Below are 18,586 nucleotides of genomic sequence, written 5' to 3'. Positions count from 1 at the left end.
GAGTGGATCGAGGACGCCGGCGCTCGTCGTCGACACCCGTCGCCTCGAGCGCCGACGTTGGCGGCAAGAATGTTGCAGCCCTGCAAGATTACACGACCGGAAAGGTTGCGCAAACGCAGTTTTGCTATGAGCTTGCTGGATCCGTGCGGCGGGCGAGAGGGATGTCGCCGCGCGAAGGGGTCAGGCCGCGTCGCGCAGCCGCACGTCCCGCGCGGCCACCAGCTGCTCGACGCCCTCGAGCAGCCGCGCCGCGCCCGGACGCTCGCCTCCGGCGGTGCCGTCGTGCACGATCACGCTGAGCGCCGCCATCGTGAGGGCCACTGCGGCGAGCGCGTCGGCGTCGTCGGCGCGCTCGCGCACCAGCGCGAAGTACTGCTCCCGCACCCCGCCCATCCACTGCGCGAAGGCCGGCATCAGCTCGGGACGGCGCACCACCAGCGCCTTCATCCGCCGGCGCTGCTGCGCGTCGTCCATCGACGCGCCGATGAGCTCGCACAGCGCGGGCACCAGCTCACCCTCGGCGGCACGGAAGGCCGCCGCACCCTCGGGGGAGATCCCGGAGTCGGGCAGGTCGAGCGCGGCCGCGGCCTTGGACGGGAAGTAGTTGAAGAAGGTGCGAGGCGAGACGTCCACGGCCTCGCAGATCTGCTCGACGGTGGTGCCGTCGAGTCCCTGCTCGTCCACCAGCCGCAGTGCGGCCTCGTGCAGCGCCTGGCGGGTCTGCTGCTTCTTGCGCTCGCGGCGCCCGCACGCCTCCGCGTGCGGGTCCGCCGGAGCCGGAACGTCGATGTCGCTCATCTCTGCCTCCTGAGGCCGGGGTGGGTACGCACCCGCCCCGACGTGCTCACGCCGAATGCGTCCTGATCGTGCCGGTCTCGGTGAGGCCGGCCTTGTCCGCCTGCTCCTGCAGAGCGGAGCGCGCCCGCAGCGGCGGCACCTTGAAGAACCAGGTCAGCACGAACGCCAGCAGGATCACGCCCAGACCGACCCAGTACAGCGTCACGAGGCCCTGGATGAAGCCGATCATGAACGGCTTGCTGAGCGTCGCGTCCGCCCCGGTGAGGAAGGACGTGTCGTTCACCGACGTGGAGGAGGATCCCGACGCGTCGTCGGCCTTCTTCTTGATCTCGTCCTGCAGCGTGGGCACGAGCTGGTCCACCCAGTACGTGCGCTGGGCGCGGTCGGCCCAGTCGACGGACACGGTGTCGCCGTTCACGGTCGCGTGCGCCTTCTCGGCGACCGCCGTGAGCACCTTCTCGTGCGCGGCGGCCTCGGCCGCGGGCGTCGCCTCAGCCACCTTCTCCGCGATGACGGCCGGAGCGGCCGCGGCGGGCAGCTGACCCGCGGCGACGGCCTGGTCCACACCCGCGGTCACCGCAGCGGTCACGGCCTCGTCGGCCGCGGCCTTCGCCTTCGCGTCGCCCTCAGCCACGCCCTTGTCGAGCTGCGCCTGGATGTTCTTCGTCAGGGGTCCGACGATCGGGCTCCACTGCTGCTTCATGATGGCCGCGTTCTCGGCCTTGCCTGCCTGTGCGGGATCCAGCGCCGTGTCGAGCGCGGCCGTCAGGTTCGCCTTGTCCTCGGTGGCGTGCAGGATGTTCGCGGGCAGCATCGAGAACAGCACGGAGAGCATCACGGCGGTGCCCAGCGTTCCGCCGATCTGGCGGAAGAACGTGGCGGCGCTGGAGGCGACGCCCATCTCGTGCGGGTCGACCGAGTTCTGGCTCGCCAGCGTGAGCGGCTGCATGAGCTGGCCGAGACCCAGGCCCAGCACGAACATGCCGACGAAGATCTGCCACAGCGGCGTCTCGTACCGGATGAGGGTGAGGGAGAAGAAGCCGACGGCGGTGAACAGGGTGCCCAGTACGGGGAAGATGCGGTACTTGCCGGTGCGCGCCGTGATCTGCCCCGAGGCGAGAGAGGCGATCATCAGGCCGACGATGAGCGGCAGCATCGACAGACCGGACTCGGTCGGGTTCATGCCCACCACGATCTGCATGTACAGCGGGATCGTCATCATGGCGCCGAACATCGCGAAGCCGACGAGGAAGCCCAGCACCGTCGCCATCGAGAACGTGCCGGAGCGGAAGAGCTTCAGCGGGATGATCGCGTCGTCCTTCATGAGCGCCTCGATCACGATGAACGCCACGAGGCCGAGCCCGCCGATGAGGTAGCAGGAGATCGACGCGACCGAGTCCCAGCCCCACGTGCGGCCCTGCTCGACGACGATCAGCAGCGGCACGAGCGCCACGATGACGGCGGCGGCGCCCCACCAGTCGATCCGCGGGCCCTTGTGCTTGCCCACCTTCGGCAGGTGCAGGAACGTGATGACCATGAACAGGGCGAACAGGCCCAGGGGGATGTTGATGAGGAAGGTCCAGCGCCAGCCGTCGATCCAGAGGATCTCCTTCGCTCCCGCGAAGAGGCCGCCCACGAGCGGGCCGATCACGGTCGCGATGCCGAACACGGCGAAGAAGTAGCCCTGGTACTTCGCACGCTCGCGCGGGGCGAGGATGTCGCCCATGATCGCGAGCGGCAGCGCCATGAGCGCGCCCGCGCCGATGCCCTGGAACGCGCGGAACGCGGCGAGCATCATCATCGAGGTCGAGAACGCCGAGAGCGTGGATCCCAGGATGAAGACGACGATTCCGAGGATGAACAGCGGGCGACGGCCGAAGATGTCGCTGAGCTTGCCGTAGATCGGCACGGCGATGGTCGACGTGATGAGGAACGCCGTGGTCACCCAGGCCTGCTGGTCGAGTCCGTGCAGGTCGTCGCCGATCGTGCGGATCGCCGTGCCGAACACGGTCTGCGCGAGCGACGACAGGAACATGCCGCTCATCAGGCCGTAGATCACCAGCATGATCTGCTTGTGCGTCATGATCGGCGCCGGCTTCGAGGCGGGGGGCGCTTCGACCGTCGTGACGGTGTCGGTGGCGGTTGCCATGGAGGTCCTTCCAGGAGAGCGGGGGATGGAGCGCTGCGGATCCGTCCGCGGACGTCATCGATCGACGCGGGCACGAGCGCTAAACTTGCAACACTGCAATGTTACACCCTTGCAAGCTTTCCTGCGCGCAGGGATCCGGATCCGCGCGCCGGGAGGGGCAGGAGGGGTGCGGATGTCGGAGGCGTCCGGGACGATGGAGGCATGACGGACGGCTACGAGCCCGGGTTCCTCTCTGTTCCCCTTCCCCTCCCGCTCCCGGCACAGGCGGTGCGAGAGCTCGCGTATCCGCGGTTCACGGTGCTGCTGGATCCCGTCCGCCGGCTCGCGGCGGCGACCGGGGTGAACATCGACGGGCGGACGATGCGCGATCTGCCGCGCACCGGCGAGTGGCGGCTCGACCCGCGTGCGGCCGAGGACGAGCAGACCGGGCCCGCCGTCTACGCGCGCAACGATCTGGATCGCGGCCATCTGGTGCGCCGTCGGGACCCGGGCTGGGGAGAGACGGACGAGGCACGGGCAGCGATGGAGGCCACCTTCGTCTATCCGAACGCGGCGCCGCAGGCCGCCCGTTTCAATCAGGGGCCCGAGCTGTGGCTCGGGCTGGAGGACCACGTGATGTCCTACGCCGAGGCGACCGAGCAGCGCCTCTCGGTGTTCACCGCGCCCGTGCTCGCCGACGACGACCCGCCGTACCGCGGCATCCGGATCCCGCTGCGCTTCTGGAAGATCGCGGCCTGGGTCTCGGCCGGCTCGCTCGCGGCGGCCGGATTCGTGCTCGATCAGACGGACCTGGTCGACACCGCCGATGGCCTGCTCGCCCCGGCGCCGCTCGGAGGGTTCCGCACCTTCCAGGTGCCCGTCGCCGACATCGCCGCTCTCACCGGCGTCGACGTCGGCGCGCTGGCGGGCGCCGACGTGCTGACGACCCGCGCCGTGCGGCCCGGGGAGTGGCGCCTGCTGCAGGGCGCCGGCGACATCGTGCTCTGATCCGGCGATCGGCGGGCGAGGCGCCCGCTCAGCCCGCCGGCAGGTGGTCGCAGTCCGGGGTGGGGGCCTTGTCATTCCAGCGGTCGAGCGTCCACTGCTCCAGCTGCGGGGTGAGCGGCGAGTCCGGCCCGACGAGTTCGACGTGCCCGAGGCCGGGGTAGGTGCGGTAGTCGACGGGGATGCCGGCATCGCAGCGCGACCGCACCCAGGCGTCCTGGATCGCCGGCTTCACGAGCGGATCCGCAAGGCCCTGCGCGACGAGGAGCGGAGCGGGGAACGGCCCGGTGGGCTCCTGCTCCTTGAGCCGGTCGCCGAAGGGGCCGTCGAGCAGCGCGTCCGGGAAGATCTGGTTCGGCACCTGGCTGCCGCGCAGGATCGCGGCGAGACCGTCGCGCCCGTTGAAGCACAGGCCGCCGATGCGCTCGACGGGCCCTGCGGATCCGGGGGTGAGGTGCTTCTCGACCTCGAGGTCGGGATACACCTTGTCCCAGGTCGCCGCGATGTACGCGGACACCGTCTTGCCCGCGGTCTCGGACTTGATGGCCTCGGCGAGCGCATACAGGTTCGAGGCGGGGGCGAACGCCGCGACTCCCTTGACCGTGAACTCCGGCGCATACGACGCGGCGATCTGCCCGGTCCACAGCGAGCCCTGGCCGCCCTGCGAGTGGCCCCAGATCACGGTGTCGGTCGAGACCTTCAGCGCACTGAAGCCCCGCACGGCCTTCGACGCGTCCCACACGTTTCGGGCCTCCGCGTCGCCGACGAGGTAGGGGTGCGGCCCCTTCGTTCCCAGGCCGATGTAGTCGCTCGTCACGGCGACCCACCCGTGCTTCACGACCATGTCGACCATGGCGGTGCCCGCGCCGTCGGCGAACGGCTCGGCGCTGAGGGAGGGGGCGCAGCCGGGGACCACTCCGACGGTGCCGTGGGCGACCGTGAGCAGGGGCAGCGGATCCGGCCCGGGATCGGCGGGGGCGAGCACCGTGCCGCTCGAGACTGCCGGCGATCCGTCGGGGTTCGTGGTCGTGTACAGGATCCGCCACGCCTTGGCCCCCGCGGGCACGCCCACGGTCATCCGCTCGGACCGGATCAGCGTTCCGGGCTGCGACGGCACATCGGCGGGCGGCGTGTAGAAGGCGTCGGGCACCGGCAGGGGAGTGCCGCCGAGCAGGGCGCCGCTCCCCGCGGCGGCGGCGACCGTCAGCACGAGCGCCACGGTCGCGCCGATCGTCCGGAGCCACCGCACGCCGCGACGACGGCCGGGGTCGCGACGGCCGGGGGAGCGTCGCCACAGGGCCCGCGCGATCAGCTGCAGGCCGATGAAGACGAACCACGCGCCGACGCCGAGGCGGAACACCACCAGCGTCAGCACAGGCCAGAACACGGTGATCGCGGCGACCGCGAGCGTCGCGACGGCCGCGATGACGCCGGTGACGCGCTGATCCGCGCCGGGCTGGAAGGCGCGCACGCCGATCGCCACGGCGAACGCCACCAGCGCGATCGTGAGCAGAAGAGAGAGGAGCGGCGCGCCCGCGGCCGGCCACAGCGCCATGCCGGCGCCGAGCAGCGCGAGCAGTACGCCGAGCACGCGCACCACGATCACGGCGGCCGGGCGCGACGGGGGCGCTTCGCCGCGGTCGGGCGCGCGGCCCTCCCCCGCGGTGACGAGCACCGCGACGCCCGCGAGCAGGATCCCGATCCCCGTGACGATCGCGATGGTCTGCACCGTCATCGAGACGAGCAGGAAGACGACTCCGACGGCGACGAGCGCGATTCCGAGCACGATCCGGATCGGAGTGCTCAGGCGGGGATCGAGGCGGCGCGAACGACCTCCTCCGACCCCGTTCGGATCCGGCGCGTCTGCGATCCCGCCTGCGGCCACGGTGCCCCCTTCGCCTCGCGGATCACGGGCCGCGGGGCCTCGATCCGCATCCGACGCGTTCCTCACCGGAGCCGCGCTGAGGCCAACATACTGGTGGCGCGCCGACCCTGTGAAGCCGTCCCGCTGCGGACCCGTCGCGACAGCGCGCGCGGCGATCTAGAATCGCCTCGTGAAGATCGGGATGGTGCCGGACGCGTTGCGCGGCACGACACGGAAGGAATGCCCGACCGGCCCGTGATCCGCCCCTCCTCCTTCGCCCGATTCAGGGAAGGGAGGTGGATGCATGGACGAGAAGCTCCCTCGCATCGGTGATGTGATCACCGCGACGGTGACGAAGACGCTCCCGTTCGGCGTTCTCGTGGAGCATGCCGACGCGGCGGGTCTTGTGCGCGGTGCGCAGAGCGCGCCCGGAGCCCGGCTCAGCCTGCGCGTGACCGAGGTCGACCGCGTGCTGCGACGTTTCGCCGCCGAAGTCGCCTGACCGGCACGCGCACCACCCATGGAGACGAGAAGGCCCGGATCTCTCGATCCGGGCCTTCTTCGTTCTGTGCGCGAGGGGGGACTTGAACCCCCACGCCGTTGCCGGCACTGGCACCTGAAGCCAGCGCGTCTACCTATTCCGCCACTCGCGCATGTCGACTCTCGCGAACCAACCTCCCGAGAATATCACGACGCGGGAGGGGGTCGAACCACCCGCGGCCCGGCACGGGCCTCCGGACGCTTCAGGGTTTCCTGCGGATCGCGGCCCACCGGGGGTTCATTCAGGCCGTGTCGCTAACATGGCCCTACCGATCGGTGAGCCATGGGAGCCCAGTGGGACTACTAGACAGCTTTGAGAAGGGTCTCGAGCGTGCTGTGAACAGCGCGTTCGCGAAGACCTTCCGCAGCGGCATCCAGCCCGTGGAGATCGCGTCGGCCCTGCGCCGTGAGATGGATACGAAGGCGGCGGTCGTCAGCCGCGACCGCATCATCGTCCCCAGCACCTTCCTCGTGCATCTCAGCGGCGACGACGCCACGGCCATGCACGGCCTCGGATCCGCCCTCATCGACGAGCTGCACGTCCTGGTCAGGGACCACGCCAACGCCCAGGGCTACAGCTTCGCCGGGCCTGTGAACATCGCCCTCGAGGCCGACGACAAGCTCGCGACCGGCACGGTGCGCGTCGAGTCGAGCTCGACCTCGAGCGCCGGCCGCGTCACCTGGCAGGCCGAGATCGCGACCGGCGGATCCCGCTATCCGCTCACCAAGGCCCGCACCGTCATCGGCCGCGGCAGCGACGCGGACATCACGATCGGAGACGCCGGATCCAGTCGCAAGCACGCCGAGGTGCTCTGGGACGGCGATCACGCGATGCTCCGCGACCTCGGCTCCACCAACGGCACCAAGCTGAACGGTCAGCGCGTGCGCGAGGCGCAGCTCGAGAGCGGCATGGTCATCACGATCGGCCGCACCGATCTGACGTTCCAGGTCGTGCCCGTCTCGTCGTCGGCGGGGAGCCTCCGGCATGAGTGAACTGACCCTGCTGCTCCTGCGCATCGGCTTCCTGGTGCTGATGTGGTTCTTCGTGTTCGCCGTGGTGTACTCCCTGCGCGCCGACCTGTTCGGCGTGCGCGTGCGCAAGATGCCGCAGGCCGAGCAGGCCGCCGCGAGCGCTCCCGCCAAGCCGGCCGCGCCGCCGGCGAAGCCCAAGGCCGCGCCGCGGAGCAGGCCGGGAGGACCGGCCACCACGTCCACCGTGAGCAAGCTCGTGATCACGTCCGGCCCGAAGGCGGGCCTGGAGGTGCCGCTCGGATCCGAGCCGATGTCGATCGGTCGCTCGAGCGAGTCCGGCCTGGTCATCCGCGACGACTACACGTCCAGCCACCACGCGCGCCTGATGCTGTGGGGCGAGCAGTGGATGCTCCAGGATCTCGACTCCACGAACGGCACGTTCCTCGACGGCCAGCGCGTCGGCGCCCCGGTCTCGGTTCCCGTCGGCGCCCCCATCAAGGTCGGCGCCACGACGTTCGAGCTGCGGGCGTAACCGGCGGCCATGGTCTTCGAGGGCTCGAGCGCCGCGATCTCCCACACCGGGAAGGTCCGCTCCAACAACCAGGACTCCGGTTACGCCGGGGCCAACCTGTTCGTCGTCGCGGACGGAATGGGCGGTCACGCGGGCGGCGACGTCGCGAGCAGCATCGCGATCCACCGGCTGCAGAACCTGGATCACGCCTACCCCTCCACCATGGACGCGGAGGCCTCGCTGCAGGCGGCGGCCACGACGGCGGCGGGAGACATGATCCGTGCCGTGAAGGACCGGCCGGAGCTCGCCGGCCTCGGCACCACGCTCGACGCGATCATCATGGTCGACGACTACGCCGTCATCGGCCATATCGGCGACTCGCGCATCTATCTCTACCGCGACGAGACGCTGACCCAGATCACCACCGACCACACCTTCGTGCAGCGGCTGGTCGACTCGGGGCGCATCACGCCGGAGGAGGCCCGCTATCATCCGCGCCGCTCGGTGCTCATGCGCGTGCTGAGCGACATGGATGCGGATCCTGAGCTGGACATGTTCGTCATGCCCACCCTGCCGGGCGACCGCTGGCTGCTCTGCTCCGACGGGCTCAGCGGCGTGGTCGACGAGGCGCACATGCAGAAGACGCTGCGACTCGGCATGGCGCCGGGACGCACCGCGGACGGACTGCTCAAGCACGCGCTCGACGGCGGTGCACCCGACAACGTCACGATCGTGATCGTCGACGTCGGCGGCCAGCACCCGGTGCGCTCCGGCTCGGCGACCATTGTCGGCGCGGCCGCCAACCCGCAGGGCGTCGTCGTCCCGGCCGCGCGCCCCGCCCGTCCGAGCTGGCTGCACCCCGTGCGCCAGGCCGCGAACGAGCCCACGCACTTCGAGCCCGCGGCCGACTACCTCGAGGAGCTCATCGAGGAGGACCACCGCCGTGCGGTGCGCCGGCGGATCGGCTGGATCACGGGCCTGATCGTCGTCATCGCGCTCATGGCCGCCGCGCTCTTCGGCGCCTACGCCTGGACGCAGACACGGTACTTCGTGGGCGTCGCCCCCGAGTCCGGCAACGTGGCGATCTTCCAGGGGATCCAGCAGGATCTCGGCCCGGTCCCGCTCTCGCACGTGTACGAGGACACCGGGATCAAGGTGTCGGATCTGCCCGCGTTCTACCAGTCCGCCGTCAAGGAGACCACAAGCGCCAACACGCTCACGGCGGCCCGCACGACGGTGGAGAGCCTGCGCGCGGCCGCGAAGACGGGGAAGACGCCATGACCGCCACCGCACCCGCCTCCGACGTCGCCGCCGACACGGCCGTCCTGCGCGCGCTGCGCCGCATCCGCGGCCCGCAGACGCAGCGCAACCGCGAGTTCTGGCTGCTGCTGTTCGCGGTGGTCGTCGCGGGATCGGCGCTCACCCTCGTGCAGCTGGGCGCACTGCACCGCATCGATCCGATGATCCTGCTGATCGGCGGCGGACTCGCCGTGCTCGTCTTCGCCCTGCACGTGGTGCTGCGCTTCGTCGCGAGCGACGCGGATCCGTTCGTCCTCCCCATCGCGACGCTGCTGACCGGAGTGGGCATCGCGGAGATCTACCGCATCGACATCGCCAACCACGCCACCGGGTGGAACGCCTCCTCGAACAAGCAGCTCATGTGGATGGCGATCTCGGTGATCGGCGCCATCGCGCTGGTGATCTTCCTGCGCAACTACCGCGTGCTGTACAGGTACACCTACCTCTCGGGCCTGGCCGGGCTCGTGCTGCTCGTTCTCCCGTTCATCCCCGGCCTGCGGGCCGACGCGAACGCCGACGTGTGGATCTCGATCGGCGGGCTCGGCTTCCAGCCCGGCGAGCTCTCGAAGATCTTCCTGGCCATCTTCTTCGCCGGCTATCTCGTGCGCACCCGCGAGAGCCTGTCGTCGGTGGGCAAGCGGTTCGCCGGCATCACCTGGCCGCGCATGCGCGAGCTCGGGCCGGTCATCGTGGTCTGGCTCATCTCGCTCGCCATCATCGTCGCCCAGCACGACCTCGGCACCGGTGTGCTCATCTTCGGGATGTTCATCGTGATGCTCTACGTGGCCACGGGCAAGACGAGCTGGGTGCTCATCGGCCTCGCCGGCGTGGTGATCGGCATCGCGGTCGTGTCGCAGTTCCTCACCTACGTGCAGAACCGCTTCAACACCTGGATCCACGCCTTCGACCCCGACCTCATGGAAGACCAGAGCTACCAGCTCACGCAGGGCATCTTCGGCCTCGCGCACGGCGGGCTGATCGGCACGGGTCTCGGACAGGGCCGCCCCGAGATCACCCCGGTCGCGGAGAGCGACTTCATCATCACGAGCCTGGGCGAGGAGATCGGCCTGATCGGGCTGTTCGCCCTGCTCTGCCTCTACATGGTGTTCGTGAGCCGCGGTCTGCGGATCGGCGTGGCCGGGCAGGACGACTTCGGCAAGCTGCTCGCCGTGGGCGTCTCGTTCACGATCGGCCTGCAGGTGTTCATCATGGTGGGCGGCGTCACCCGGGTCATCCCGCTGACCGGCCTCACCACGCCGTTCCTCGCGGCGGGCGGATCCTCGCTCATCGCCAACTGGCTCATCGTCAGCCTGCTCCTGCGGATCTCGGACGGCGTGCGCCGTCAGCCCAGGGTGGTGATCGGATGACCGCTTCTCCGATCGTCGCAGGAGGTGTCGCATGACCAAAGAGCTCCGGCGCATCAGCATCCTCGTCCTCGTCATGTTCCTGGCGCTGTTCGGCTCGGTGAGCTGGATCCAGGTCGTGCAGGCCGACGCGCTCGCCCAGAACGACGCGAACCGCCGCACCCGGCTGGACAGCTACGAGATCCAGCGGGGGTCGATCATCGCGGGCGGCGCCCCGATCGCCACCTCGGTCCCCTCCGGCGACATGTACTCCTTCCAGCGGAAGTACACGGATCCGCAGATGTGGTCCGCCGTCACGGGCTACTACAACCCGGCGCTCGGCAGCGCGACCGGCATCGAGAAGGCGATGAACGGCGAGCTCAGCGGCACGGGCGGCTCGCAGTTCCTTTCGTCGATCGAGCGCATCATCTCCGGGCAGCCGCAGAAGGGGTCGAACGTGGTGCTCACGCTCGACCCCGTCGCGCAGAAGGCCGCCTACGACGCGCTGCAGGGCTATCGGGGTGCCGTCGTAGCGATCGAGCCGAAGACCGGACGGATCCTGGCGATGGTCTCGACGCCCGGCTTCGACACCAACAGCCTCGCAGTGCATGACTCCAAGGCCGCGAACGCCGCGTACGACGCGCTCGTGGCCGATCCGAACAAGCCCCTGTCGAACCGCGCGATCGGCGGCAACATGAACCCGCCCGGGTCGACGTTCAAGCTCGTGGTGGCCAGCGCCGCCCTGGACTCGGGCAAGTTCACCATGCAGTCGACGTTCCCGAACCCGGCGGCCTTCACGCTCCCCGGCACCACCACCGCGGTGCACAACGCCTGGGGCGGGATCTGCCCCGGCGGCGACGGACAGACCGTGAGCCTCGCCGACGCGATCCGGTACAGCTGCAACATCCCGATGGCCGAGCTCGCCGTCCAGCTCGGCGACGACGCGATCCGCGCGGCGGCCGAGAAGTTCGGCTTCGACCAGGAGTTCTCGCTGCCCCTGCAGTCGGCCGCCTCGACGTACCCGAAGTCCCTCTCCGCCGACAAGACCGGCCTCACCGGCTTCGGCCAGGGCGACGTGCGGGCGACGCCCCTGCAGATGGCGATGGTCTCGGCAGGGATCGCGAACGACGGCCTCGTGATGAACCCGCGCATGGTGGACCAGGTGGTCGGCGACGACCTGTCCGTGCAGAAGCAGTTCGAGAACAGCCAGTTCCGCCAGGCGATGACCCGCGACCAGGCGGCGGCGATCACCGCCGCCATGCAGGCGTCGGTCTCAAGCGGCGCGGCCCAGGGTGCAAGAATAGACGGAGTCGACGTGGCCGGTAAGACGGGCACAGCGGAGAACGGTGACACGGACCCTTACACGCTGTGGTTCACCGGCTTCGCGCCCGCTTCGAACCCGGAGATCGCCGTTGCGGTCGTCGTCGAAGACGGCGGTGGGCAGGGACAGTCCGGATCCGGTGACACGATCGCGTCACCGATTGCGAAGAAGGTCATGGAGGCGGTGCTGAACAGATGAGGCCGACGCAGGGTGTGCATTTCGGCGGTCGGTACGAGCTGCAGTCTCGGATCGCCATCGGCGGTATGGGCGAGGTCTGGGAGGCGACCGACCACGTCATCGGACGGACCGTCGCGATCAAGATCCTCAAGGACGAGTACATGGGGGACCCGGGCTTCCTCGAGCGCTTCCGCGCCGAGGCCCGGCACGCGGCCCTGGTGAACCACGAGGGCATCGCCAGCGTCTTCGACTACGGCGAGGAGAACGGCTCCGCCTACCTCGTCATGGAGCTCGTGCCCGGAGAGGCCCTGTCGACCATCATCGAGCGCGAGGGCTCGCTGAGCGCGGACAAGACGCTCGACATCGTCGCCCAGACGGCCTCCGCCCTGCAGGCGGCGCACGCCGCCGGCCTGGTGCACCGCGACATCAAGCCCGGAAACCTGCTGATCACGCCGGACGGCCGCGTCAAGATCACCGATTTCGGCATCGCCCGCATCGCCGACCAGGTGCCGCTGACGGCCACCGGTCAGGTGATGGGGACGGTGCAGTACCTCTCGCCGGAGCAGGCGTCGGGCCACGCAGCCTCGCCCGCCACCGACATCTACTCACTCGGGATCGTCGCCTACGAGTGCCTCGCCGGCAAGCGTCCCTTCACGGGCGAGTCGCAGGTCGCGATCGCCATGGCGCAGATCAACGACACCCCGCCGCCGCTGCCCGCCACGGTGCCGCAGCCGGTGCAGAACCTCGTCATGGCGATGATCGCGAAGAAGCCGGCCGACCGGCCCAGCTCCGCAGCGACCGTGGCCCGCGCGGCACAGGCTCTCCGCCGCGGCGACCTGAACTCCGCGGCGATCGCCGTGCCCGCCGTCATCGCCGGTGTGGTCGGCGTGGGCGCCGCGGCAGCCGCGGGCGACGACGCCGCGACCCAGCTGCTGGGTGCCACGCAGGGTGCGACCACGATCATGCCCACCACGGCGCAGATCCCGACCGAGGCCGAGCAGGCCCCGGAGAAGAAGAAGCGCAGCCCGTGGACCTGGCCGCTGATCGCGCTGATCGCGCTGCTGCTCATCGTGCTCGGCGGCACCATCTGGGCGCTCCTGGCCAACCAGAAGGCGCCCGAGCCCGTGTCATCGACCACGGCGTCGTCGCAGCCCTCCCCGAGCAAGACGCCTACGCCCACCTCGACCCCGCGGGTCGACGTCGACGCGCTGGGTCTCGTCGGTCTCGCGTGCGATGCCGCGGCCGCGAAGGCCCACGACGCCGGCCTGCAGGCCACCTGCACGCCCGGCGATCCGGCACCGGCCGCCGATCAGGTCGGCAAGGTCTACAACGTCAACCCGACGGGCAAGGTCCCGCAGGGCTCCTCGATCACGCTGACGTTCTACGCCGATCGCACTCAGCCGCCGAAGCCGGGATCCGCTCCCACCTTCACGGGCGACATGGTCGCCGGAGGCACGATCACGGTGTCCTGGGGCGCCGACTACGTGTGCCCGAGCGGCACGTCGATCACCGGGTACATCGTGACGATCGACGGCGGGTCCTTCATGTCCGGCGGTCCCGAGTTCCCGGCGGGGACGACGAGCGCCGAGGTGCGACTGAGCCAGACCGGCGACTTCACGGCGAAGTACTCGGTGAGATGCGGCGACCAGCAGAGTCCCGACTCGGATTCGCGCACGTCGCACATCCAGCCGGTTCCGACTTCGCCGCCCACCATCCTGCCCACGCCCTGAGCACGGGCACCGCATCAGAATCACGAGAACGAGGGGGGTCCTCCGTGACGACGACCACGCGCGTCATGGCCGGTCGCTACCGCGTCGATGACCTCATCGGCCGGGGCGGCATGGCCCATGTGCACCGGGGGTACGACCTGACCCTCGGGCGCGAGGTCGCGATCAAGATCCTGGACCGCGAGCTCGCCCGCGACACCGCGTTCCGCACCCGGTTCCGGATGGAGGCGCAGGCCGCGTCGCGCATGTCGCACCCGTCGATCGTGCGCGTGTTCGACGCGGGGGAGGACACGACCCCGGAGGCCGGCGGCAGCCCTGCGGAGCCCGTGCCGTTCATCGTCATGGAGCTCGTCCCCGGCGAGCTGCTGAAGGACGTCATCGCGCGCGGGCCCGTGCCCGCGGCCGATGCCGTGCGTTACGCGGACGGCATCCTCGAGGCGCTGGAGTACTCCCACCGCGCCGGCGTCGTGCACCGCGACATCAAGCCGGGCAACGTCAAGATCACCCCCGCCGGCACCGTGAAGGTCATGGACTTCGGGATCGCGCGCGCCGTGTCCGACTCCTCCTCCACGGTCGCCGAGACCACGCAGATCATCGGCACCGCCGCCTACTTCTCGCCGGAGCAGGCCAAGGGCGAGCAGGTCGACGCGCGCACCGACCTGTACTCGACCGGCGTCGTCCTGTACGAGATGCTCGCCGGACGCCAGCCGTTCCGCGGCGAGTCGCCCGTCGCCGTCGCCTACCAGCACGTCAGCGAGACGCCCCTGCCCCCGAGCGAAGTGCGCGACGAGGAGCACCCGGAGCGCGAGCTGGAGCGCATCCGCGCCCTGGAACCGATCGTGCTCCGCGCGATGGCGAAGGATCCGTTCCAGCGCTTCCCCGACGCGGCCTCGTTCCGCACCGCCCTCGACGAGGCGGCGACCGGCGTCGTGCCCACGAAGAAGCAGCTCTCCTCGCTCACGAGCGAGCTCTACGGCCCGAGCCCCCGGCACGCGCAGGAGACGGCGCGCACGCTGCGTCAGCTCTCGTCCGACACCACCATGACGCGCACGCAGTCCGGACCGCCGGTCGCGTGGGTGTGGGCCGGCGTCGCCCTGCTCGTGGTGCTGCTCGCCTCCGTGCTGATCTGGGTGCTGGCGATCAAGCCGACCACCGACGTGCCCGGTGCGGGTCGCACGGTTCCCAACGTCGCCGGTCAGACGTACGATGCCGCGGTCGCGCTGCTCCAGAAGAACGATCTGCGCGCCATCCGCATCGACCAGGCGGACGCCGGTGTCGACAAGGGCAAGGTCATCAGCACCGACCCGGCGGCCGGCAGCAACATGGACAAGGGCCAGTCGGTCACCGTGTACGTCTCCAGCGGCGCCGCGGAGATCAGCGTCCCCCCGCTGGAGGGGCTCAGCGCCTCCGCTGCGAAGGACGCGCTGTCCAAGGCCGGACTGCAGCTCGGCTCGGTCACCCAGAAGAACGATCCCCGCTCTTCGCACGACACCGTCCTGTCGGCCAGCGCTGCGGCGGGCAGCAAGGTCGCCCCCGGCACCGTGGTCGACCTCGTGGTGGCCAGCGGCGTGGTGACGGTCAACGACCTCACCGGCTGGCCGCTGGACTCGGCGACCCAGGCGCTGCAGCAGCTGGGCCTCACGGCGAACCCCGTCGAGAACCCGGGCTGCAAGGCCACGGATCCGAAGACGGTCGCCTCGATGTCGGTGCCCCCCGGCGACGTGCCCGTGCAGTCCACGATCGACCTCGGCTACTGCACCGGCAAGTGATGAGGAATCCCGGATCCTGAGCCGGCGGACGTCGTCAGGTCGCGGTCGGCGTGGGCTCGATGCTCACGTCGCCGGGCGAGATCAGCGGGCTCACCCAGGGGAACACCCAGAACATCAGCGCGTACAGCACGGCGGCCAGCAGGGCGAGCACGATGATCAGCCGTACCCACCACGGGCCGGGGAGGATGCGCCAGAACGCGGCGTACATCAGCTCACCGCCTTCAGGGAGGCGGGTGCGCCCAGCGCCCTCGGCTGGAAGCTCTCGAACACGCCGTAGGCCACGATCCGCTCCGCGAGGGAGTACAGCGGCGAGCACGCGGTCAGCGTGATGTACCGTCCGCTGGCGGGAGCGCCCGGTGCCTGCGGCACAGGATCCAGCACGTTCACGCTGTCGGGGGTCACGTACTCGAGCGTACGGAACCGGTAGGTGTACCAGCCCTGCTCGGTCTCGATCACGATGGCGTCGTTCAGGCGCAGCCGGTCGAGCTGGTTGAACGGCTTGCCCCAGGTGGTGCGGTGCGCCGCCATCGTGAAGTTCCCGGTCTGCCCCGGCATCCCCGAGCTCGGATACACACCAATCCAGCCATGATCGAGCGTGTCCGGGCGGGTGATCCCGCCGGCGATCGTCACGGCGTAGTCCGAGCCGAACCTCGGCACCCGCATGAGGGCTCCCCAGGGCACGCCGTTCTGCGGTGCGGTCATCACGGGCGGCGCGTACCGCGGGTGTCCGGCGTCGACTCCGGAGCCGTCGTCGAGCACGGGAGGCAGCGGCGGCGGGGCGCTTTTCGCCCACGTCTCGGAGATCTGCTTCCCCTTGTCATTGGCCTCGGCGCTCATGATGACGTCGCCGATCCACATCTGCCACGCGACGTACAGCAGCACGACGACGCCCGCGGTGAGCAGCAGCTCGCCGAGCACGCTGACGACCGAGGCCCGGCGTCGAGGTCGCGCACGAGCACGACGGGCGGCGGCTCGTGGGGCGTCGGTCATGTCGCGATCCTACCCACCCGACCTATCCGCCCTGCCGGTGTGCGCTGCGGTCGTTTGGGTAGACTGTGCGCATGGCACGATCCCGCAAGACCGAAGAAGCCGTCGTCGAGAAGGTGGAGGGCGACGCCGCCCCCAACGCCGTGTGGTTCAAGCCGGTCATGGTGGGCTTCATGCTGCTGGGACTCGTGTGGATCCTGGTGTTCTACATCACCGGCATGCAGTACCCGATCCCGGGCCTGCAGTCCTGGAACCTGCTCATCGGTCTCGGCATCGCGCTCATCGGCTTCCTGATGACGACCCGCTGGCGCTGACGCCCCTCATCCTCGCAGGAACGCCCCCGCTCATGCGGGGGCGTTCCTGCGTTCCGGCCCGTCGACCGGCTCCGGACCGCATTCCGCAGGGTTCTCCACGGATCCGGAGGGTTATCCACATTCTGGGGATGGATATGCACAGCCGCTCCCCGGAGTTATCCACAGTTCTATCCCCACCTGGGGAGAATTACACGGGTGTTATTCACATGTCTCCCGAGGACGACGAAAGCCCCCGCCCGAAGGCGGGGGCTTTCGTGACGGGGTTCAGCGCCCGGCGGTGATCAGCAGGGGAGGGACGACCGCGACCACGACGAGCAGCACGAGCACGATCACGGCGACGAGCCCGATCCACCAGAACTTCGCGTTGCGACGCCCGCTGGTCCGGACGTAGACGAGCGCCACCAGCGCTCCCACGACGGCACCGCCGACGTGCGCCTCCCAGGCGATCCCGGGCACGATGAAGCCGTACACGAAGTTGATCGCCAGCACGACCAGCGCCCCGACGATGTTGCCGCCCAGGTGCCGGCCGATCACGATCAGAGCCACGAACAGGCCGAAGATCGCACCGGACGCCCCGACCGTGGGCTGGGCCGGATCGATCAGTGCCATCGCGACGGACCCGCCGAGACCGCTCACGAGATACAGCGTCAGGAACCTCGCACGGCCCAGCAGCGGCTCGAGCTGCTGTCCCACCATCCACAGCGCCAGCATGTTGAGGCCGAGATGGATGAAACCGCCGTGCACGAGCAGTGCAGTCAGCAGTCGCCAGGGCTCGAACGGCAGCCCCGACAGCGACGGATAGAGATAGGCGCCCGCGAACAACAGCACGTTCTTGATCACGGCCCCGACTCCCGGGAGCTCGGCCAGGATGCTCACGGCCGAGGTGATCGCGAGGATCCAGTACGTCGCGAGCGGACGCCCGCCGACCGCCGTCATCGATCGTGCGCCCCAGCGCCGGTGGGCGCGACGCTGGGCGGGGGTCTGGCTCCGGCGCTGGTCCTGCATGCACTCGGGGCAGATCACGCCCACGGGCGCCTGCGTCTGACACTCCGGGCAGATCGTGCGCATGCAGCGCTGGCACAGCACGAAACTCTGCCGCCCGGGGTGCCGGTAGCAGAAGTTGTCGGGATTCGCGTGGAACTCCGGGTTCGTCATCGGTGCGCTCCGGAGTCCACTCGCGGAGAGGCGATCAGTTCGCGACGATGTCGACGGACTGCAGCACGACGTCCTCGACGGGACGGTCGCCGGCGCCCGTGCGCACGGCGGCGATCTCGTCGACGACGGCCTTCGACGCGTCGTCGGCGACCTCGCCGAAGATCGTGTGCTTGCCCTGCAGCCAGGGCGTCGGGTCGGTCGTGATGAAGAACTGCGAGCCGTTGGTGCCCTCGACCTGTCCGGTGATGGCGTTGCGACGGAGACCCGCGTTGGCCATGGCGAGCACGTAGGGCTCGTTGAAGTTCAGCTCGCCGTGGATCTCGTCGTTGAAGGTGTAGCCGGGGCCGCCGACGCCCTGACCGAGCGGGTCGCCGCCCTGGATCATGAAGTTCGGGATGATGCGGTGGAAGATGACGTCCTTGTACAGCGGGCCCTCGCCCGGCTTGCCGGTGGCCGGGTGGGTCCAGGATCCCGTGCCGTCGGACAGTTCGACGAAGTTCTTCACCGTGCGGGGAGCGTGGTCGCCGTACAGGTTGACGACGATGTCTCCGTGGTTGGTGTGCAGGGTGGCGACGTGAGTGGCGTGAGGCATGGATCCATTCTCGCATCGGATCCCCGGGACCTTCCGATTCCCCTGTGAACTTCCCACATGCACACGCGTTGCACAGGAGCATCT

General features: G+C 69.8%; 17 protein-coding genes and 1 tRNA gene. 10 read left to right on the top strand and 8 right to left on the bottom strand.

The features are described 5' to 3' along the window. Window positions 1–180: 180 nt before the first annotated feature. Complete coding sequence (locus RL72_RS19140; RefSeq protein ID WP_052674251.1) at window positions 181–798, bottom strand: TetR/AcrR family transcriptional regulator; 618 nt, start codon at window positions 796–798, stop codon at window positions 181–183. Window positions 799–844: 46 nt separating this feature from the next. Next, window positions 845–2,947, bottom strand: a complete 2,103-nt coding sequence (locus tag RL72_RS07820) for an MDR family MFS transporter (RefSeq protein WP_248700417.1) — start codon at window positions 2,945–2,947, stop codon at window positions 845–847. A gap of 201 nt (window positions 2,948–3,148) precedes the next feature. On the opposite strand from RL72_RS07820, the gene RL72_RS07815 reads away from it, so the two are divergent. Next, a complete protein-coding gene (locus RL72_RS07815; RefSeq protein ID WP_045250253.1) occupies window positions 3,149–3,934 on the top strand; it encodes a DNA/RNA non-specific endonuclease in 786 nt (261 codons plus the stop codon). Window positions 3,935–3,962: 28 nt separating this feature from the next. Here RL72_RS07815 and RL72_RS07810 read toward each other — a convergent pair whose 3' ends face one another. Next, a complete protein-coding gene (locus RL72_RS07810) occupies window positions 3,963–5,717 on the bottom strand; it encodes a lipase family protein (protein ID WP_248700416.1) in 1,755 nt (584 codons plus the stop codon). Window positions 5,718–6,099: 382 nt separating this feature from the next. Between RL72_RS07810 and RL72_RS07805 the strand changes: the two genes are divergently transcribed. Beyond that, window positions 6,100–6,297, top strand: coding sequence for a hypothetical protein (locus RL72_RS07805; RefSeq protein ID WP_045250252.1), 198 nt, complete (start codon window positions 6,100–6,102; stop codon window positions 6,295–6,297). Window positions 6,298–6,364: 67 nt separating this feature from the next. On the opposite strand, the gene RL72_RS07800 is transcribed toward RL72_RS07805, so the two are convergent. Then, window positions 6,365–6,448: transfer RNA gene (locus RL72_RS07800), tRNA-Leu, on the bottom strand. A 181-nt stretch (window positions 6,449–6,629) separates the two neighbouring features. Between RL72_RS07800 and RL72_RS07795 the strand changes: the two genes are divergently transcribed. From RL72_RS07795 to pknB, 7 genes are all read left to right on the top strand, one after another. Next, complete coding sequence (locus tag RL72_RS07795) at window positions 6,630–7,328, top strand: FHA domain-containing protein (protein ID WP_045250251.1); 699 nt, start codon at window positions 6,630–6,632, stop codon at window positions 7,326–7,328. Next, entirely contained in the window at window positions 7,321–7,839 is a 519-nt protein-coding gene (locus RL72_RS07790; protein ID WP_045250250.1) for an FHA domain-containing protein FhaB/FipA, read from the top strand. Before RL72_RS07795 ends, RL72_RS07790 begins: the two co-directional genes overlap by 8 nt. A 9-nt stretch (window positions 7,840–7,848) precedes the next feature. Further along, entirely contained in the window at window positions 7,849–9,099 is a 1,251-nt protein-coding gene (locus RL72_RS07785) for a PP2C family protein-serine/threonine phosphatase (protein WP_045250249.1), read from the top strand. Beyond that, the gene (locus RL72_RS07780) at window positions 9,096–10,484 is read left to right on the top strand and encodes an FtsW/RodA/SpoVE family cell cycle protein (protein ID WP_045250248.1); all 1,389 of its coding nucleotides are present in this window, start codon (window positions 9,096–9,098) and stop codon (window positions 10,482–10,484) included. Before RL72_RS07785 ends, RL72_RS07780 begins: the two co-directional genes overlap by 4 nt. 31 nt (window positions 10,485–10,515) lie before the next feature. Next, a complete protein-coding gene (locus RL72_RS07775; protein WP_045250247.1) occupies window positions 10,516–11,979 on the top strand; it encodes a peptidoglycan D,D-transpeptidase FtsI family protein in 1,464 nt (487 codons plus the stop codon). Then, a complete protein-coding gene (locus RL72_RS07770) occupies window positions 11,976–13,688 on the top strand; it encodes a serine/threonine-protein kinase (RefSeq protein ID WP_045250246.1) in 1,713 nt (570 codons plus the stop codon). The genes RL72_RS07775 and RL72_RS07770 overlap by 4 nt, the downstream gene beginning before the upstream one ends. A 65-nt stretch (window positions 13,689–13,753) precedes the next feature. Continuing rightward, window positions 13,754–15,454, top strand: a complete 1,701-nt coding sequence (pknB, locus tag RL72_RS07765; RefSeq protein ID WP_045250278.1) for a Stk1 family PASTA domain-containing Ser/Thr kinase — start codon at window positions 13,754–13,756, stop codon at window positions 15,452–15,454. A 34-nt stretch (window positions 15,455–15,488) separates the two neighbouring features. On the opposite strand, the gene RL72_RS20060 is transcribed toward pknB, so the two are convergent. Together RL72_RS20060 and RL72_RS07755 are read right to left on the bottom strand one after the other, a co-directional pair. After that, window positions 15,489–15,662, bottom strand: coding sequence for a hypothetical protein (locus tag RL72_RS20060; RefSeq protein ID WP_045250245.1), 174 nt, complete (start codon window positions 15,660–15,662; stop codon window positions 15,489–15,491). Further along, window positions 15,662–16,444, bottom strand: coding sequence for a class E sortase (locus RL72_RS07755; RefSeq protein WP_045250244.1), 783 nt, complete (start codon window positions 16,442–16,444; stop codon window positions 15,662–15,664). Before RL72_RS07755 ends, RL72_RS20060 begins: the two co-directional genes overlap by 1 nt. Window positions 16,445–16,515: 71 nt before the next feature. Here RL72_RS07755 and RL72_RS07750 point away from each other — a divergent pair, with 71 nt between their 5' ends. After that, window positions 16,516–16,755, top strand: a complete 240-nt coding sequence (locus tag RL72_RS07750) for a cell division protein CrgA (RefSeq protein WP_045250243.1) — start codon at window positions 16,516–16,518, stop codon at window positions 16,753–16,755. Between the two features lie 264 nt (window positions 16,756–17,019). Here the strand turns inward: RL72_RS07750 and RL72_RS07745 are convergent, their stop codons facing one another. Both RL72_RS07745 and RL72_RS07740 read right to left on the bottom strand, forming a co-directional pair. Further along, on the bottom strand, window positions 17,020–17,910 hold the full coding sequence (locus RL72_RS07745; protein WP_045250242.1) for a rhomboid family intramembrane serine protease: 891 nt from the start codon (window positions 17,908–17,910) through the stop codon (window positions 17,020–17,022). Between the two features lie 34 nt (window positions 17,911–17,944). Beyond that, on the bottom strand, window positions 17,945–18,502 hold the full coding sequence (locus RL72_RS07740; protein WP_045250241.1) for a peptidylprolyl isomerase: 558 nt from the start codon (window positions 18,500–18,502) through the stop codon (window positions 17,945–17,947). Window positions 18,503–18,586: the final 84 nt, after the last annotated feature.

Origin of the sequence: Microbacterium azadirachtae (assembly GCF_000956545.1) — a bacterium.
In the GTDB taxonomy this organism is placed as follows: Bacteria; Actinomycetota; Actinomycetes; order Actinomycetales; family Microbacteriaceae; genus Microbacterium; species Microbacterium azadirachtae.
Note: the sequence above shows the minus strand (reverse complement) of the source record. Positions and strands in the feature narration are given on the sequence as shown.

What these genes read in the sequence shown, in the direction of transcription:
- pknB (WP_045250278.1), top strand. Translation starts at nt 13,754, where the DNA reads ATGGCCGGTCGCTACCGCGTCGATGACCTCATCGGCCGGGGCGGCATG.
- RL72_RS07750 (WP_045250243.1), top strand. Translation starts at nt 16,516, where the DNA reads ATGGCACGATCCCGCAAGACCGAAGAAGCCGTCGTCGAGAAGGTGGAG.
- RL72_RS19140 (WP_052674251.1), bottom strand. Translation starts at nt 798, where the DNA reads ATGAGCGACATCGACGTTCCGGCTCCGGCGGACCCGCACGCGGAGGCG.
- RL72_RS07785 (WP_045250249.1), top strand. Translation starts at nt 7,849, where the DNA reads ATGGTCTTCGAGGGCTCGAGCGCCGCGATCTCCCACACCGGGAAGGTC.
- RL72_RS07770 (WP_045250246.1), top strand. Translation starts at nt 11,976, where the DNA reads ATGAGGCCGACGCAGGGTGTGCATTTCGGCGGTCGGTACGAGCTGCAG.
- RL72_RS07740 (WP_045250241.1), bottom strand. Translation starts at nt 18,502, where the DNA reads ATGCCTCACGCCACTCACGTCGCCACCCTGCACACCAACCACGGAGAC.
- RL72_RS07755 (WP_045250244.1), bottom strand. Translation starts at nt 16,444, where the DNA reads ATGACCGACGCCCCACGAGCCGCCGCCCGTCGTGCTCGTGCGCGACCT.
- RL72_RS07820 (WP_248700417.1), bottom strand. Translation starts at nt 2,947, where the DNA reads ATGGCAACCGCCACCGACACCGTCACGACGGTCGAAGCGCCCCCCGCC.
- RL72_RS07790 (WP_045250250.1), top strand. Translation starts at nt 7,321, where the DNA reads ATGAGTGAACTGACCCTGCTGCTCCTGCGCATCGGCTTCCTGGTGCTG.
- RL72_RS07805 (WP_045250252.1), top strand. Translation starts at nt 6,100, where the DNA reads ATGGACGAGAAGCTCCCTCGCATCGGTGATGTGATCACCGCGACGGTG.
- RL72_RS07780 (WP_045250248.1), top strand. Translation starts at nt 9,096, where the DNA reads ATGACCGCCACCGCACCCGCCTCCGACGTCGCCGCCGACACGGCCGTC.
- RL72_RS07745 (WP_045250242.1), bottom strand. Translation starts at nt 17,910, where the DNA reads ATGACGAACCCGGAGTTCCACGCGAATCCCGACAACTTCTGCTACCGG.
- RL72_RS07775 (WP_045250247.1), top strand. Translation starts at nt 10,516, where the DNA reads ATGACCAAAGAGCTCCGGCGCATCAGCATCCTCGTCCTCGTCATGTTC.
- RL72_RS07815 (WP_045250253.1), top strand. Translation starts at nt 3,149, where the DNA reads ATGACGGACGGCTACGAGCCCGGGTTCCTCTCTGTTCCCCTTCCCCTC.
- RL72_RS20060 (WP_045250245.1), bottom strand. Translation starts at nt 15,662, where the DNA reads ATGTACGCCGCGTTCTGGCGCATCCTCCCCGGCCCGTGGTGGGTACGG.